This window comes from Limnochorda sp. LNt (genome assembly GCF_035593265.1).
GTDB lineage: Bacteria > Bacillota > Limnochordia > Limnochordales > Geochordaceae > Geochorda > Geochorda subterranea.
The window spans coordinates 1,947,343-1,963,677 of the sequence record NZ_CP141614.1 but is presented as its reverse complement, the minus strand read 5'-3'; the positions used below and the strand labels follow the sequence as shown (position 1 = coordinate 1,963,677).

Below are 16,335 nucleotides of genomic sequence, written 5' to 3'. Positions count from 1 at the left end.
GGCCACCACGCCTTGTGCTTGACCGACCGTCGCCAGCGCCGGCAGGAGGAAGGACACCTTGTAGAGGTGGGCCTCGAGCCACGTTCGCCGGTTACCTCAGGGACCTCGTTGCCTGACGCCTGGCTCTCCTGACCTACCGCGCGTGACGGCAACCAGGGGCATTATCCTAAGTCGTCATTCTCCAAGCCGTTGCGGGCGATTACCCCGCAATACCAGTGTCCGCTTTGCTTGATGGTGCGCTTTTGCGAGCCGAAATCTACGTAGACGATCCCAAAGCGCTTGGAGTAACCATGAGCCCACTCAAAGTTGTCCATCAGCGACCATACGAAATATCCCTGCAAGCGAACCCCTTCCTGAATGGCCCGGTGAGCTTGCACAAAGTGCTGGCGAAGGTAGTCGAGACGGTCGGTGTCGCGTACCGTTCCCGACGGGTCAGGACGGTCTTCGAATGCGGCACCGTTTTCCGTAATGTAGAGGACGGGGCTCCCGTACGCCTGATGGATCCAAAGCAAGAGCTCGAATAGCCCCTCTGGATAAATCTCCCATCCCATCGCGGTGTGCGGTCCCGGTTGGCGGATGACGCGTGTGTGTAACAGCCCGGTCCCGGGTGCGTGGACCACGACGTTTCGGGTGTAGTAGTTTACGCCGAGGAAGTCGATAGGCGCCCTGATAACGTCCTGGTCGCTCTGTAGTGTTTCGGGCCAGCTGTCCTTGAACCATTGGACGATCGGATCGGGATAGCGTCCAGTGAAGATGGGATCCAGGAAGAGGCGATTGTGGTAGGCATGCGCGCGTCGCGCGGCAGCCCGGTCCTGTTCTGATTGGCTCCCTGGATGCGGGGGGCGGAAGTTTAATGTGATGCCGATTCGGCCTTCCGGCATGTTCCTCTGACGAAAGGCTAGCACTGCACGGCCGTGAGCCAACAGGAGGTTGTGAACAGCCCGCAACCCTGCCCACAGGTCACGCATCCCGGGCGCGTGCTGGCCGAGGATGTACCCGAGATGAGCCACGCACCAGGGCTCGTTGAGCGTAATCCAGTGATGGACACGGTCACCCAACCGACCAAAAAGCACATCGGCGTAGTCAGCGAACCACCCAGCAACGTCCCGGTTAGCCCACCCGCCCAAGTCCTGGAGCGAACCGGGCAAGTCCCAGTGGTAAAGTGTAACGAATGGGATGATATCTGCTTCGAGGAGCGCGTCCACTAAGCGGCCGTAGAAGGCTAGGCCGTTCTCGTTCACCGCACCGCGGCCTTCCGGGAGGACCCGAGGCCAGGCGATGGAGAATCGGTAAGCTCTAATTCCAAGTTCGCGCATGAGGACCACGTCGTCCCGCCATCGGCGGTAGTGATCGCAGGCTACGTCTCCGGTATCGCCGCCCAACACGTTACCCGGCGTATGACTGAACCGGTGCCATATGGAGGGTCCAGCGCCGTCTGACAGAGGCGAGCCCTCGATCTGATAGGAGGCGGTGGCGCATCCCCACAAGAAGCCCTGCGGAAACTGGCGCATCCGCTCACTTCCCTTCTGGGTCAGTGCCTTGCCGACGCCCACCGAATCCGCTGTCTCTCACGCCAGGTAATGGGGCGACACCACCACTACGAGCGACCGATACCAAACAGTCGGGCTGCGTTCTTCCAGAAGATGGCTTCTTTCACCTCGGCAGGTATCTCAGCGTATTCGACTAGGAGCTTATCGAAAGAGTAGCGGTAATATGGTAAGTCAGAGCCAAACAAGATGCGGTCAGGGCCCAACGTAGTCACAGCCAAGCGAACAGGATCCCGCGTAGTATACCACACAGCGAGATCCAGATATACGTTCGAGCACTTCTGGCTGACGTAGAGCGAACTGGCGAGATGTGTCCCGTTCATAGCGGGATGACCATTGATAAAGACGATGTCCGGAAACGCTTCTGCAACCTTTGCAAGCATGAACGGCGGTTCCAACACCGAGTGCTGCGCCGTATGCATGAGTACCACCGTACCTGGGTACGCCGCCGCGCGCTCGAGAATTTGGTACATGATCGGGTGGTCGATGGGTACTCCCTGGTAGTCGCAGTGAAAGGCTAACCCACGTAGCTCCAGTTCTTCCCTGATGCGCTTCACTTCGTCTAGAGCACAAGCTCCGTGCCTTGGCTCGACAGTGCCAAACCCTGTCGGGAATCGGTCTGGGTGCCGCCTGACTGCCGCAGCGATAGCGTCATTCTGAGCCATCGTGTCGCGGATACCGTCAGGATCGGCGTATCCGGGAATCGGTGACAAGATGGCCATCTCGATCGCGTTGGCGTCCATGAGACGGAGCAAACCGTCGACGTTGACTCCGACTTGGAGAGTCTCACTTACTCCCAAGTGCGCGTGTACGTCGATAATGTGCCGAACCATCGCTCTACCTCCTCCCGTTCGCGAACCGGCAGGCCGTGGGAGTCAAGCCACTCCCGAAGGCGCTCAACGAGTTGCACGTCGAGCTGCCCCAAAGGCAACGTCGCCAGCGGGCTCTGCAGACGGCCGAGCAACCACAGGCATGCCTTTACCACCACCGGGACGGGTCCCAAGCTGTATAGAGCAATCCATCGGTCTATCTCCGCTTGCAATCTGCGGACGGCTTGAACGTCAGACCGCCGGTACGCCTCCCACAGACTCACGAACAACTCGGGAACAACAGCCGCCATAGCGGGAACGACCCCTGTCGCGTAGCCGCACAGCAGTGCCGCCGCTGCCAGCCCTTCATGACCGATGAGCCGGGTGCACGATTCTGGCATTCGGCTGGTCAGGGACTGAAGGTAGATGAGGTCGCCTCCGCTGTCCTTGATGCCAATGACTAGCGCTGCGTGGGCAAGCTCACTTACCGTCTCGACGTCGATCACGTTACCCGTCGTCTGTGGGTAGTTGTACAGCACAAGAGGGATCGGGGAAGCTTTAGCAACGGCACTGAAATGACGAAGAAGAGCCCGGCGGTCCATCCGGTAGTAATACGGGGGTGCCACCACAACTGCGTCAGCACCCAACTGTGCTGCGGCCTTCGCCCAGGCGACGGCGCGCTCGGTGCCAGGTTCTGTGGCTCCAGCGAGCACTGGTACGCGCCCGCCGGCGGCCTCGACAGCGGCCCGGATGGCTCGCTCTTTTTCCCCTTCTCGAAGGGCTGGAAACTCGCCCGTGGACCCCAACACGAAAATGCCGTGTACCCCTGCAGCAACGAGGCGGTCAACTTCCGCACCTAGGGCGGACACATCGACATACTCCCCCTCGACCAACGGCGTTACTACCGGGACCACAATACCGGTGAGACTCGTGTTGCCCACGGTCACAACCCCTCTACTCAGACTCAATCTTCAGGACAGCACCAGCATCCGGATCGTAAGGGTAATCGGACACCAATGATTCCGGTAAGTCAATCCCAAGGCCGGCATGTTCCGGGAGCACAAGCTCACCATGCTCGAGCTGCAGCGGTGCCAGGAGAAGCCGTTCGCGCAACGGATTATGCATTTGCGAGTATTCAGCTATCAAGCCATTTGGCATGCATGCGAATGCGTGCAGATTTGCCATCAAGCCAGGCGCGCTGCCCCACGTGTGGGGGGCCATCATAACCCCGTACTGAGCGGCCAGTGACGCGATCCGAAGCTGTTCAAGCATCCCTCCGGCGTACACGGCATCGGTCTGTAGAATATCGACAGCTCCCTGTTCCAGGAAAGGCAACACCTCGTGGTGTGTTCGCGTGTTTTCCCCGAGGGCAATAGGAATATGCGTCATTTGGCGCAGACGACGGTGACCGGAGACATCGTCGGGAAACAGCGGTTCTTCGAGCCAGTAAGGATCGAACTTCTCCAGCTCTCGCGCAAGCCGCGCCACGTCGACAAGATTGGGAGGACAGGGTAGGTAGCTTGCCCCAAAGTCAAGCAGTAGACGGACGTCTTTCCCGACCGCATGGCGGGCTGCTTCCACGATAGCAATATCACGTGCGTACCCATAGCCGATGCGAACCTTGACAGCCGTGAAGCCGCGCTCCACGTAACTTCTTAGCTCTCGAACGAGCTGATCGAGAGATGAGTCAACGCCCCCGCTTGCGTAAACGGGCAGTCGCGTTCGAACGGCTCCCCCCAGCAATACGTGCACTGGAACGCCGAGACGCTTGCCAAGCAGGTCGAACAGGGCGCTTTCGACCCCGGACAGGACGGAAATGTGGATCCCTCTGCGGCCCCAACCGGGGGCGCTGCGATATAGGCGGTCTAAGAGGCCACGGACGCAGCGAGGGTCCTTGCCCACGAGCATCTGTCTCACCCGCTCGATGATCGGCGGAAGGAGTTGAGGGGCGGGCAACCCATCGCCAATCTCGCCAATGCCATAACACCCTTCGTCGTCCGTGACCCGGACGAAGGCGGCTGTCCATCCCCGATAGGTTCCACCTGGCCAGCCCCAGGCTTGGTCCGGCGAGTAGCGATAGGTGAGTCGAATGAGCTCCACCTTTTCGATGCGCATGCTGTCCTCTCCTCTTCGGCAGATAGTGACGTAGCTGCGGCCGTTAGCCCACACCCTGAGCTCCAGCCAGTAGCCCCAGTCGCTCAGCCAGACTCAAGGCGAGCCGAAGGGTGAAATCATCGGGCGCCTCGCCGGGTTGTCGAAGCGACGACGACTGAATCACCCCCAAGCGGCGGAGGATCTCCTTCTGAATCCAAATGAAGTCGTCTAACCGATGGGAACTAACAACTAGGTACGGCAACAGGTTGCGGTACTGTTCCAACGCACTTTCTTCACGACCCTGTCGAAAAGCCCGGATCACGTTGGCAAACACCCAGGGATGCGCTGAGCCGGGCATCACCCCATCGCTGCCTGCAGCTAGCTCGGCGCATAGGTATAGGCCACCGAAGCCTCCAAGGACGGTGACGTGCTTCCCAAGCTGTTGGCGTACTGCGCGCACCCTCACCCACGTAGGTTGAGATTCGACCTTAAGTCCAATTACCCCAGGTGTCGTGCACAACTCGCAAAGCTGCTCTACCGAGAGATGCACCCTCGACCATTCCGGCGCATCCTGGAGCACGAGAGGAAGCCCCTCCTGTGTAAGCTCGTGAAGGTGGCGCCGCACCTGGGCGAAGCTTTCGGCCCCCGGCGGAGGTGTCACGACAGCCATCGAAGCACCTAGTTCCCGGGAGCGTCGCACTAGCCGACTTGCTACCCTCGTGCTTTCTGCGGCGCACCACGCTACCACGGGGACCCTTCCCTCACAAGCTTGGACGGCCGTCAGTAAAGCCTGCTCCCGTTCGGCTGTGTCTAGCTTCGGAAATTCACTGGCGTAGCCAAATGCCACTGCCGACGCGCCGTTCTCGGTCGCAAACACCGCAATTTTCTTCAGTCCTTCCCAGTCAACTTCCCCGTCTGGAAGAAATGGGATCTGCAACACAGCAACAACGCCTGCGATAGAGTACACGGTCCCCCTCCAATACCCAGGGCGATGACTGCTAACCCTTGACTGCTCCGGCAGTGAGCCCGGCCACAAGGTAGCGCTCCATGAATGCAAAAATGGCTAGAATCGGCACCACTGCGATTGAGCCGATGGCCATCAGCTGGTTCCACTCAATCCCGTATTGAAGCAGGAGCGAGCCTACCCCGACAGTAAGTAGCTGCATATGCTTTGTCGTAGTTAGCACGAGAGCAAACAGGTACTCCGACCACGCCACCATGAACGTGTAGATCATGGTGGCTACAATGCCCGGCTTGGCAACGGGTAGCACCACACGGACAAGGCTTTGCAGGCGAGTACATCCATCGACCATGGCCGCATCATCCAGCTCTCGGGGAACAGCCATCATGTACCCGCGCATCATCCAGGTGGCTAAGGGCAGCGCGAACGAGGTGTAGGCGAGAACCAACGCCCAATAGGTATTGATGAGGCCCAGCCTCCGCATGAGGATAAAGTAGGGAAGAACCAGTAGGACTCCCGGGAACATCTGGCCAACGAGAATGAGGCGAAGGAACAGGTCCCGCTGCCCGAACGAGAAGCGGGAGACGCCGTACCCGGCTAGGATGGCCAGAGCGGTAGCAAGGCCGGTGGTTGAACTGGCCACTATAAGGCTGTTGAAGAACTGGCGTCCAATCGGCTGGGTTCGCCACGCCTCCACAAAGTTGTCTAGGGTCGGAGACTTCGGTAGCCAGTACGTGGGTAACGCGAATGTCTCGGACTTCGGCTTGAAGGCCGTAGACACCATCCAAGCCACAGGGCCAAGAGATACAATCACCATCGCAGCAAGCAAGAGATACACCGTGAGACGCCTCAAGCCGCCGCCCCCCTTAGCTAGTTGCCCCTGATAAAGTCGCCGAGAAAAGCCCGTCGTGACGGGGTGACCCCTCTCCTCCCCGAGACCGACCGATGCTAAAATCGGCCCCAGGAGGCATGGCATCGTGCGTCGGGAGCGCAACGTGGCTTTCAAGGCGGACCTGTTCGAAAGCCTCATCGACCCCCAGCTCTTCGAGCTGCCCAAGGAGCTGGCCATCATCGACCGGCTGCTGGACGACGAGCGCAGACTTTCGCCCATCCGGCGCAAGCTCACGGCTCGGCGGGGTCGGCCCACCATCCCCCTGGAGACGTACCTGCGCATGATGTACCTGAAGCGCCGCTACCGGCTGGGCTTCGAAGCGCTGGTCAAGGAAGTGGCCGATAGCCTGGTCTGGCGGAGCTTCTGCCGGTTGCGCCTCACCGACAAGGTGCCCGATGCCACCACCCTCATCAAGCTGACCCACCGGCTGGGTCCGGAAGTCATCGAGCAACTCAACGACGCCCTGATGGCCCAGCTGGTGGAGGCGCGGCTGATGAAGCGCCACGGCCAGCGGATCCGGGTGGACACCACGGTGATGGAAGCGAACATCCATCACCCCACCGACGCGGGCCTGCTGGCCGACGGGGTGCGGGTGCTGACGCGGCTGATGCGCCGGGCCAAGGAAGCCGGCATCGGGGTCCGCCTTTCGGTTCGAGACCGCCTGCGCTCGGTCCGCCGCCGGCTGCGCCGCATCGGCCAGATGCTTCGCCGGGGAGGGGAGAAGGCCCAGGCCGAGGTGGACCGGCTTACCGCCGAAGTGGCTCGGCGGGCCGAGCAGACGCTTCAAGAGGCGCAGCGCATGGCCCGGGCCGTCCAGCGCCGCATCCGAAAGCTCGGCCCAGCCGTGGGGGCGCGCTACCGGGCCCTGGCGCAGGGCCTGGTCACGTACACCCAGCGCCTGCGCCGGGTACTGGAGCAAACCCAGCTTCGGCTGCAGGGCCTCCGGGCCATCCCGGACCGGCTGGTCAGCCTCTTCGACCCGGATGCGCGGCCCATCCGGCGGGGGAAGCTTTCGAAGCCCGTTGAGTTCGGCTACAAGCTGACCCTGGTGGAGACCCAGGAGGGCTTCATCAGCCACTGGCGGCTGCATGTCGGCAATCCCAGCGACGACAGCTTGCTGGTGGACGCCGTGGCGGGCCACATCCACGCGGTCGGAGCCACGCCCCGAGCCGTGGCCGCCGACCGGGGCATGAGCAGCCGGGCCAACGACGCGGCGCTGCGGGCGATGGGCATCGCGCACGTGGCCCTGCCAGCCCGAGGCGGTCGGGCTCGTCGACTTTTCGAGCGACGCCGGGCCTTTCGGCGGTTGCTGCGCTGGCGCAGCGGCCAGGAGGGGCGCATTGCGCATCTCAAAGACGCCTTTGAACTCGACCGCAGCCGCTATCGGGGCGCCGAGCGGGCAGCGACCTGGAGCGGGGAGGGCCTCTTTGCCCACAACCTGACCCGGGCGGCCCGCCGGCTGCTGGCCCTGGCCCCGGCAGGCGCCTGAGCAGACCCCCGCCGGGGCAGGACCGGACAGGGCGGCATGACGAGCTGGGGTTGCCAAAGGTCCAGACTCCCCTCTAACGACGGACGGCGATTTTGTCAGGAGGCACTAGCTACTGTTGCGCGCTAGTCTTCAATCCTGGTCGCCAGTCGCAAGTAGTACGTGCTCGCGACGAAGAGCACAAGGAAAACAAGAACCCCGAGGGCCGCAGCCTCGCCGAACCTGGCGTATTGGAAGAACATGCGGTAGACCAGCGTTCCGACAACTTCTGTTGCTCCTGCCGGACCTCCTTCGGTAAGCAGCTGAATGAGCGCGAACTCTTTAAACGACCAAATTCCGCTCATCGTTCCGGCCAAGGCCATTGTGTACATGACGCCTGGGAGAGTAATATACCGAAACTGCTGGAAGGAGCCCGCACCATCTACTTGAGCGGCCTCGTAGTGTTCCTTCGGGATCAGCTGCAGCGCTGCAAGCAGCATCACCGCGACGAACGGGCTGCCTCTCCAAACATTTACGAGCACCGTTGCCGCGAGGGCCGTGTCTGGCATTCCAAGCCACGAACGGAAGCTGTCCAGGATACCCGCACGAACGAGCCAGTCATTCATGACACCGAAGTGACTGTCTAGCATCCATCGCCACACTAGGGCGGTAATGACCGTAGGGATCACCCAGGGTATGAGCATCGCCAACCGCATCCAACGCTGACCGCGCAGTCCATAGTTGAGAAGCAGGGCACTGACTAGACCAACAACCAGCTGTCCTGCGACGCCGCCCACAGTGAATACGACACTGTGCCAAAGGGCGGCCCTTACCGTGGGGTCCCGGACGATACGGTGGTAATTTGCCAACCCGATGAGCTCCGTTCGGAGATCAAGTGAAATCCGAGAGAGACTCAAGTAGAATGAGTATAGCAACGGGAACAGCTGTACCAGCGCCAGAATGATAAGCGTTGGCAAGATCCATGGAAGTACTGGATTAAGACGCCATCGATGTGAACGACCAACGGGCTGGGCGGGGGCTACCCGAGCCGTAACTTGCATCTATACCCCTCCGAAACCCCTCCAAAGGCTTGTCAAGAAAATCGGGCAGACGACGCCCAAGTTTGGTGCGTCGCCTGCCCGCGCTCTTCCAGCTTTACGGACGGAGAATGTCCGATCGAATGCGATTCGCTGCGGACCGGAGTGCCTCCTCCGGCGTCTTCTGGCCAAGCAATACCGCCTGGAACGCTTGTTGCACCTCAGTCCAGATTTCGTTAAGCTTCGCCGTCCGTGGACGCGGTACTCCACGTTCAGCCAGTTCACGCGCGAACACCGCGAGGTACGGGTCGTTTAGTATGCGGTCGGCCCCCGCCAGTTCGGTCAGCGACGGAAGGAACCCGGCTACCTCCAGATTCTCCATCTGCTTTTTGCGGCTAACCATGAACTTCATGAACTCCCACGCTTCGCTGGCGTGCCGGGAACCCTTTCCAATCATAAACGCCATGCCGTCCGCGAGGGCGATACGGTTCCCACCGGCGAAGGTGGGAATTGAATAAGGTAGGAAGCGACCCTTCATGGCAGGGTTTTGCTGCTCAATAATGGGCTTCATCCACGAGCCGTTGTGCATGAAGGCGGTCCGCCCCTGGGCAAAGAGGGTGCTCATTGCCGTGAAGTCAATGTCGAGGGGATTCGGCGTTACCTTGTGTACGGTGTACAATTCCACGTATTCCTTGAACACTTTCAGGGCGCCAGGAGAATCAAGATTCTTGCGTATGTCGTCCTCAGTGACGAGCGGCCCACTCAGCTGGGAGAGAAAGCTCCACAGATTGGCCATGGAGCCGGTGGTGTCCTTGCCACGCAACGCCATGGCGTACGTTCCGGCGCCTGTCAACTTCTTGGAAGCAGCTACGAAAGCATCCCACGTGCTCAGGGCCTCCTCGGGGTCGAGACCTGCCTTAGCAAGGAGGTCCACATTGTACCACATGCCGTCAGTGGTTACTACTTCATGCGACAGCGCGTAGTAGGACCCTTCATGCTCCGACAAGGCAAGGGTTACCGGTGTAAAGCTGCGAATGAACTCCGGCCCCTCAGCCTGATAGAACCGGTCAAGATTCTCAACCTGACCCAGGGCCGCGAACTGCACCACATCACCGGTAGTTAGTCCCACCACGTCTGGCGGGTCGCCTGCCAGCACCTGTGCGATAAACTTCTCCAATCGCTGAGCGTGCGGAACAGGCTCTGGTTCAATCCTAACATTTGGATGAAGCTGCTGGTACTCCGCAATCCACTTCATGTACAAAGGTCCGGACACCGGATCGGCCAGCCGCCAGCTTTGAAAGCGCAACGTTACAGGCGCTGCCGCGGCAAGTGTGGCTAGCGACCCGACGAGAGCTAGCGAAACGAGGCACACAGTTAACACCGTGGCTTGGTAGCGACTCGGGTTCATGTCAGTCCTCCCCCCAAAGGTCGGTCAGACGACTGGTCGGCGACTCTGGCACCCACGGTAGGAGTGCCTTGGTGCGGACTCGCGTCCCGGCCTAACCTCCCTTCGATAATGTCCCAGCTAACGTGGTTTCGAAAGGCCTCTGACGCCGCTTTGGGGTGCCCAGTCCTTAACGCGTCAATAAGTGCTTGGTGCTCGGCTCGAGCTCTGGCGGGTGGGTAGGCGCCAGTGAGGTTGCGAGTCATGTGAGCGCAGCGAAGAATTTGGGCTTCGAGCAGCTGGAAGAGGCGGACCAGAACTCTATGCTCTGAACGACGATTCACGTATGCGTGGAAAGCCAGGTCAGCTTCGGCTATTGCTTTGGGATCGTCCTTTGTGGCCGCTTCGACTAGTGCATCGAGCAATCTCTCAAGCTCGACGAAATCCGCCGGTACAAGCCTCGACACGGTACGAGCAGCGCTCAAGCCCTCGATGGTTGCCCGGATTTCGTATACTTCGCGCATTTCTCTGATATCCCAGTTCGAGACAAAGGACCAAACATGGGGTATACTCTCAACAAGACCTTCTTCTTCTAGGGGGCTTGACTCGTACCCATCTCTCGGGCAATACGAAGCTCGGTGATCCGCTGCCCTGGGGAAAGTTGGCCGGTGACGATGGCTTCTCGCAGCGCCTCGAAAACCTGGGTTCTCAGTAGACGGGCCTGGACCGTGCGCACTTCAGGACTTATCCCCTCGATTATCCATTATCGATAACAGGGCCTACCCACAGCTAGCCAGTTCTGCGACCCTGGAGTCCGGTCCCCCGCTAACGAGGTGGCAGAGGCAGCTCCGGCAGAAGGCAAAGGTGCCATGCCCACTGCGTATACCCTCGCCGTTGTCGCTCACGGTCCTGAAATGGCTACGCCCCCCGGGGAAGAGCGCCTCTGCACTTTTACCGTAACCGATTCCGTATGGAAACGCAAGGCGAGGGAAGTTAGCTAAAGGCCGCCTATAAAGGCCCAGGGGGTGGTATGAGGCTCAATCGCGGGATTTCGGAAGCTTACGCCGGCTTGCGAATGCCCATGGCTTAGGGCACGGCTATCGGGCATGGCGAAAGACGAGCGAGTCACACAGTTGACACTTCGATGCCTTTCTGCCGCAGGCGATCCAGCTCCACCTCGTCGGCATGGTCGTCGGTGATGAGCTGGTGCACCACGGAGATGGGGGCCACGTGGGCGGCGGCCACCGCGCCGATCTTGCTCGAGTCGGCCACCACGATGACCCGCTTGGCGGCGGCGATCATGGCCCGCTTTACCTCGGCCTCTTGCAGATTGGAGTTGGTGATGCCCTTGTCGGCCGAGACGCCGTTGCAGCCCAAGAAGAGCTTGTCGGCGTTGATCTGGGCCAGCAGGATGGTGGCCAGGGGATTGACGAGGGAGTGCTGCATCGGCCGCAGGGTGCCGCCGGTCACCACCACCGTCACGCCCGGATGGCGCTCCAGCTCCAGCGCGATGTTGAGGGCGCTGGTCACTACCACCAGGTTGCTCACCGGCGGCAGGTGGCGGGCGATCTCGGTGGTGGTGGTGCCGACGTCGAGGATGATGGTGTCGCCGTCTTCGACCAGGGCGGCTGCTGCAGCTCCGATCCGCTGCTTCTCCTCCCGGAAGCGAGCCTCTTGCTCGGCGAAAGGACGCTCGAAACGGGTGCCCCGGGCCAGCACCGCGCCGCCGTGGGTTCGCCGGGCGAAGCCCTCCTGCTCCAGGCGGGCCAGGTCGCTGCGGATGGTCACCTCGGAGACGTCCAGCTCCCGGCTCAGGGCGGCCACGCGGACCGAACCCTGCGTCAGGAGGATCTGGCGGATCCGGTCGAGACGCTCGGCTGGCAGGAGATGGTCGCTTTCGGATGAGGCACCCATGGCCGGGTAGCCTCCTTTCGGATGAGTGTGGTGACGGCTCGTGCCACCACAGGGTACCGCGCTCGACGGTCCTCGTCAAAGCCCATTAGGCACCCAGCGGCGATCAGAAGGCGTGAGCGCCTTCCGTATGGTCGAGGAGGAGCGCCTAGCGATGCTTGCGACTCTCTTCGCCCTGGCTTGCGTTTGACTGCGCAATGCGACGATGTTAGGATGCAACCGAAAGGGCCCGCTTCGCGGGAATCAGCTGACGTGACACGAAGCCGGTGACGACATGGGAGCGTCGAGATGCACCCGCCTGGGGGCGAACCCGTCGTTGAAACTGGAAGTGCGCCGGTTGCAGGAGCCCGACGGCCGTGCCCTGCTGCTCTACCGCGTTACGATGACGCATGGCGACGAGACGGGTGCGGCGGCTTCGAGCGATGGAGTCAGCGCCGGCGAAACGGGGGAGCCGGCTGCGCCGGTCACGAGCCCGGCCTCCCGCACGAGGATCGGAACGAGAGCCGATGGGTGAACTTCGCTGGCATCCGCTCTTGGGGCAGTGGGTGGTGGTGGCCTCCCACCGCCAGGAGCGCACTTACAAGCCCCCGGCGGAGTTCTGTCCGCTCTGCCCGACGCGCGACCCTGCCCATCCCACCGAGATCCCCGACGAAGACTGGGACATCGCCGTCTTCGAGAACCGCTTCCCCTCCTTCGTCGAGACGCCTCCGCCGCCCCAGGTGGCGGGCACGGCCCTGTCGCCCGTGGCACCTGCCCAGGGCATCTGCGAGGTGGTGGTCTACTCGCCCGACCACGACCGCACCCTGGCCGAGCAGAGCGTCGAGCACATCCGCAAGCTGGTGGAGGTGTGGGCCCATCGCTACGAGGAGCTGGGGCGGCGGCCCTTCGTGCGGTACGTCATGATCTTCGAGAACCGGGGGGAGGCCGTCGGCGTCACGCTTCACCACCCCCACGGGCAGATCTACGCCTTCCCCTTCGTCCCACCCATCCCGCAGCAGGAGCTGGCCCATGCTCGTGAGCACCACGAGCGGACGGGGCGCTGCCTGCTCTGCGACGTGCTGGCCGAGGAGCGCGCCGCGGCCGCGGCCTCGGCCCCCGGTGGCGACCGCCGGCCGGGCCGGATCGTGGTGGAGAACGACGACTTCGTCGTCTTCGTGCCGTTCTTCGCGCGGTTCCCGTACGAGACCATGCTGTTGCCGCGCCGTCACGTCGGCAGCCTGCTGGAGCTCGGCGACGCCGAGCGCTGGCACCTGGCCGAGGCCCTTAAGGGTATCCTGGCCCGCTACGACGCCCTCTTCGGACTGCGCATGCCTTACATGATGGTGATGCACCAGGCGCCCATGGACCGGCCGGTCGGCGGGTATCCGGAGTGCCACTTCCACATCGAGTTCCTGCCCATCCAGCGGGCGCCATCCAAGCTCAAGTACCTGGCCGGCAGCGAGTCGGGCGCCGGCACCTTCATCACCGACGCCACCCCCGAGGAGATGGCCCGGCAGCTGCGTCGAGCCGGCGAGAGGCTCGGAGGTGTGGGAGGCGTGGCACGATGAGCGAGCACGAGCGAGGTTTCCAAGCCGCCCGGCGGGCCGTCGAGGGATTCGAGCGGCGCTGGGGCACGCCGCCCGCCGTGCTGGCCCGCGCCCCGGGCCGGGTCAACCTCATCGGGGAGCACACCGACTACACCGGTGGCTTCGTGCTGCCCGTGGCCATCGACCGTGACGTGGTGGTCGCCGGGCGCGCCCGCCCCGACGACAGGGTCTGCGTCTACTCCGCGGACTTCGACCAGTCGACCTGCTTCGAGCTCGACGAGGCCCGCCTCGACGACGTGCGCAAGGACTCCCGTCACCCGTGGAGCGACTATGTCCGGGGCGTCTACGCGGTGCTGCGGGCCGAGGGCCTGCCCGTGACGGGGGCAGATCTGGCCATCGCCGGCGACGTTCCCCAGGGGGCGGGGCTCTCCTCGTCGGCGGCGCTCGAGGTGGCGACGCTGCTCTTCGCGCAGGTGACGGGGCGCTTCGAGGTCGAGCCGGTGCGCGCGGCCCTCCTGGCCCGCCGCGCCGAGAACGAGTTCGTCGGCGTCGCCTGCGGGATCATGGATCAGTTCGTCTCCCGGCTAGCCCGGCGCGACGCCGCCCTGCTGGTCGACACCGACAGCCTGCGCTACGAGCACGTCCCGCTACCGCCGGACGTGGCCATCGTGGTAACCGACACCCGCGTGCGGCGCCGTCTCGTCGGCTCCGAGTACAACCGGCGCCGCCAGCAGTGCGAGGAGGCGCTGGCCATCGCGCGTCGCCACGTGAGCGGCTGGCGACTCGTCCGGGAGATCCGGGCCGAGCAGCTGCCGGCGCTGCACGACGTCGCGGCCCCGGTGCTGATGCGCCGGTTGCGGCACCTGGTCGAGGAGAACGCCCGGGTGCTGGAGGCCGTCCGGGCGCTGAGGGACGGCGACCTGGGCCGGTTGGGCGAGCTGATGGCGGCCTCTCACGCCAGCCTGCGGGATCTCTTCGAGGTGAGCTGCCCGGAGCTGGATGCGGCCGTCGAGATCGCCCGAGCCGTGCCCGGTGTCTACGGCGCCCGCATGACGGGCGCGGGCTTCGGCGGGTGCACCGTGACCCTGGCCAGGCCGGATGCCGTGCCGGCGCTGCTGGCCGCGCTCGAGGCGGAGTATCCGCGGCGCACGGGCAAGACCCCCCAGATCTTCGTGCTGCGTGCGGCCCAGGGCGCCGACTGGCACGCCCTCTAGCCGCACCTGCGACCGGCCGCGCCTCCCGGCTCCCCGTGGCTGCCACGCTCCAGCAACCCCCATCCCTGACGCCGGCCCGCGAAGGGCAACTTACCTCCGGCCGGCCGCCGCGGCGCGGGCAGCTGCGCTTCGCGGTCCCTGGCGACGGGCGGGCGGTGGAGCGGGAGGCAGGGGCGCTTGCGCGGCGAGACCTTCCGGTGGTTCGTGGTCTTGAGCCTGGTCCCGTTCGTGATGGTGCTGGGCAACTCCATGCTGATCCCGGTGCTGCCCGCCATCAAGTCTCACCTCGACCTGACGCCGGTGCAGACGGGGCTCGTCATCACCGCCTTCTCGCTGCCCGCGGCCGTCACCATCCCCTTCGCCGGCGCGCTGTCGGATCGTGTCGGCCGCAAGGTCGTCATGGTGCCGGCCCTGCTGCTCTACGGGCTGGGCGGCATCCTGGCCGGGCTGGGGACATGGCTTTTGCCCGGCCGCTTCTGGCCGCTCATCGGCGCCCGCATCCTGCAGGGCATCGGGGCAGGGGGGACCTACCAGCTGGCCCTGGCCCTGGCGGGTGACGTCTTCCAGAGCGCGGAGCGGGCCCGGGCCGTCGGCTACCTGGAGGCCAGCAACGGCATCGGCAAGGTGGCCAGTCCGCTCCTGGGGGCGCTGGCGGCCATGGTGGTCTGGTTCCTGCCCTTCTTCGTCTACGGCGCCGTCGCCATCCCGGCCGCCCTCGGCGTCCTGGCGGTGGTGCCCGAGCCGAAGCGGCAGCGCAAGGCGCAGGGGCTGCGAGAGTACCTGGCCAGCCTCGGGGCCATCGCCCGCCAGCGCGGCGCGGCCCTGGCGGCGGGCTACGGCGCCGGGATGCTGGCTCTCTCGGCTCTCTTCGGCGTCTTGAGCCTGGTCAGCGACGAGCTGGAGAGCCGCTTCGCGCTGGGTCAACTGGCGCGGGGCGGGATCATCGCCATCCCGGTGGGGGTCATGGCCGCCGTGGCCTTCGCAGGCGGGCTGTACCTGCAGCGACGGCCGGTCCACCTCAAGGCGGTGGCGGTGGTGGGCCTGGTGCTGGGGGCCGTGGCACTGGGGACGCTGGCGCTGGTGCGGCAGCCCCTATGGGCCGTGGTCGCCCTGTCGGCCGTGCTGGGCCTGGGGACAGGCCTGACGCTGCCCGCGGTCAACGTGCTGGTGACCAGCGCCGCCGCTCGGCAGCAGCGGGGTGCCGTGACGGCTCTCTACGGGACCGTGCGGTTCGGCGGGGTGGCGCTGGGGCCGCCACTCTTCGGGCTGGCGGTGGAGCCGGGGCCGAGGCTGGTCATCCTGGGACTCACCGCCCTGGCCGCCGCCGGCCTGGCGTGCGCGATGGCGATCATCCGCCCTCCTGGCGTGGGTGAGTCGACCCGAGCCCGATCCGAGGAGACGGATGCGCAGGCTACGGGAGGCGGCCCGACCCCGGAGCCGCAGGGCGCGCCGGCGCAGCCCGATCCGGGCTGACGGGGTCGGCTCAGCTGACGGG

The 16,335-nt window shown here is 63.9% G+C and carries 15 protein-coding genes; 4 read left to right on the top strand and 11 right to left on the bottom strand.

The genetic code is table 11. The features are described 5' to 3' along the window. Positions 1-161 precede the first annotated feature (161 nt). The 6 genes from VLY81_RS09380 to VLY81_RS09360 form a co-directional block, all read right to left on the bottom strand. Positions 162-1,511 (bottom strand): GH1 family beta-glucosidase, encoded by a 1,350-nt coding sequence (locus tag VLY81_RS09380; protein WP_405001365.1) that lies wholly within the window; start codon positions 1,509-1,511, stop codon positions 162-164. A gap of 86 nt (positions 1,512-1,597) precedes the next feature. After that, on the bottom strand, positions 1,598-2,380 hold the full coding sequence (locus VLY81_RS09375; protein ID WP_324667901.1) for an amidohydrolase family protein: 783 nt from the start codon (positions 2,378-2,380) through the stop codon (positions 1,598-1,600). After that, positions 2,338-3,297 carry a dihydrodipicolinate synthase family protein gene (locus tag VLY81_RS09370; RefSeq protein WP_324667900.1) on the bottom strand — a complete coding sequence of 320 codons (960 nt, stop codon included), beginning with the start codon at positions 3,295-3,297 and terminating at the stop codon, positions 2,338-2,340. The genes VLY81_RS09375 and VLY81_RS09370 overlap by 43 nt, the downstream gene beginning before the upstream one ends. Before the next feature lie 13 nt (positions 3,298-3,310). Continuing rightward, entirely contained in the window at positions 3,311-4,471 is a 1,161-nt protein-coding gene (locus VLY81_RS09365) for a mandelate racemase/muconate lactonizing enzyme family protein (RefSeq protein WP_324667899.1), read from the bottom strand. 43 nt (positions 4,472-4,514) lie between these two features. Beyond that, complete coding sequence (locus tag VLY81_RS14710; protein WP_405001240.1) at positions 4,515-5,417, bottom strand: dihydrodipicolinate synthase family protein; 903 nt, start codon at positions 5,415-5,417, stop codon at positions 4,515-4,517. 31 nt (positions 5,418-5,448) lie between these two features. Beyond that, complete coding sequence (locus VLY81_RS09360) at positions 5,449-6,264, bottom strand: carbohydrate ABC transporter permease (RefSeq protein ID WP_324667898.1); 816 nt, start codon at positions 6,262-6,264, stop codon at positions 5,449-5,451. 124 nt (positions 6,265-6,388) lie between these two features. On the opposite strand from VLY81_RS09360, the gene VLY81_RS09355 reads away from it, so the two are divergent. Then, a complete protein-coding gene (locus VLY81_RS09355; RefSeq protein WP_405001239.1) occupies positions 6,389-7,792 on the top strand; it encodes an ISNCY family transposase in 1,404 nt (467 codons plus the stop codon). Positions 7,793-7,914: 122 nt separating this feature from the next. Here the strand turns inward: VLY81_RS09355 and VLY81_RS09350 are convergent, their stop codons facing one another. The 5 genes from VLY81_RS09350 to VLY81_RS09340 form a co-directional block, all read right to left on the bottom strand. Beyond that, entirely contained in the window at positions 7,915-8,745 is an 831-nt protein-coding gene (locus VLY81_RS09350) for a carbohydrate ABC transporter permease (protein ID WP_324667897.1), read from the bottom strand. 178 nt (positions 8,746-8,923) lie between these two features. After that, complete coding sequence (locus VLY81_RS09345) at positions 8,924-10,213, bottom strand: ABC transporter substrate-binding protein (protein WP_324667896.1); 1,290 nt, start codon at positions 10,211-10,213, stop codon at positions 8,924-8,926. Further along, positions 10,210-10,713 carry a GntR family transcriptional regulator gene (locus VLY81_RS14705; protein ID WP_405001238.1) on the bottom strand — a complete coding sequence of 168 codons (504 nt, stop codon included), beginning with the start codon at positions 10,711-10,713 and terminating at the stop codon, positions 10,210-10,212. The genes VLY81_RS09345 and VLY81_RS14705 overlap by 4 nt, the downstream gene beginning before the upstream one ends. A 68-nt stretch (positions 10,714-10,781) precedes the next feature. Then, entirely contained in the window at positions 10,782-10,925 is a 144-nt protein-coding gene (locus VLY81_RS14700; RefSeq protein WP_405001237.1) for a GntR family transcriptional regulator, read from the bottom strand. A gap of 389 nt (positions 10,926-11,314) precedes the next feature. Further along, entirely contained in the window at positions 11,315-12,103 is a 789-nt protein-coding gene (locus tag VLY81_RS09340; RefSeq protein ID WP_324667895.1) for a DeoR/GlpR family DNA-binding transcription regulator, read from the bottom strand. Positions 12,104-12,606: 503 nt separating this feature from the next. Between VLY81_RS09340 and galT the strand changes: the two genes are divergently transcribed. From galT to VLY81_RS09325, 3 genes are all read left to right on the top strand, one after another. Continuing rightward, positions 12,607-13,647 (top strand): galactose-1-phosphate uridylyltransferase, encoded by a 1,041-nt coding sequence (galT, locus tag VLY81_RS09335; RefSeq protein ID WP_324667894.1) that lies wholly within the window; start codon positions 12,607-12,609, stop codon positions 13,645-13,647. Beyond that, positions 13,644-14,840, top strand: coding sequence for a galactokinase (gene galK / locus VLY81_RS09330; protein ID WP_324667893.1), 1,197 nt, complete (start codon positions 13,644-13,646; stop codon positions 14,838-14,840). Before galT ends, galK begins: the two co-directional genes overlap by 4 nt. A 177-nt stretch (positions 14,841-15,017) precedes the next feature. Continuing rightward, the gene (locus VLY81_RS09325) at positions 15,018-16,313 is read left to right on the top strand and encodes an MFS transporter (RefSeq protein ID WP_324667892.1); all 1,296 of its coding nucleotides are present in this window, start codon (positions 15,018-15,020) and stop codon (positions 16,311-16,313) included. Positions 16,314-16,335 lie beyond the last annotated feature (22 nt).

Excerpts from the sequence above, each read along its gene's own strand:
- VLY81_RS14705 (WP_405001238.1), bottom strand. The coding sequence starts at position 10,713 with ATGCGCGAAGTATACGAAATCCGGGCAACCATCGAGGGCTTGAGCGCT.
- galK (WP_324667893.1), top strand. The coding sequence starts at position 13,644 with ATGAGCGAGCACGAGCGAGGTTTCCAAGCCGCCCGGCGGGCCGTCGAG.
- VLY81_RS09345 (WP_324667896.1), bottom strand. The coding sequence starts at position 10,213 with ATGAACCCGAGTCGCTACCAAGCCACGGTGTTAACTGTGTGCCTCGTT.
- VLY81_RS09365 (WP_324667899.1), bottom strand. The coding sequence starts at position 4,471 with ATGCGCATCGAAAAGGTGGAGCTCATTCGACTCACCTATCGCTACTCG.
- VLY81_RS09340 (WP_324667895.1), bottom strand. The coding sequence starts at position 12,103 with ATGGGTGCCTCATCCGAAAGCGACCATCTCCTGCCAGCCGAGCGTCTC.
- VLY81_RS09380 (WP_405001365.1), bottom strand. The coding sequence starts at position 1,511 with ATGCGCCAGTTTCCGCAGGGCTTCTTGTGGGGATGCGCCACCGCCTCC.
- galT (WP_324667894.1), top strand. The coding sequence starts at position 12,607 with ATGGGTGAACTTCGCTGGCATCCGCTCTTGGGGCAGTGGGTGGTGGTG.
- VLY81_RS09375 (WP_324667901.1), bottom strand. The coding sequence starts at position 2,380 with ATGGTTCGGCACATTATCGACGTACACGCGCACTTGGGAGTAAGTGAG.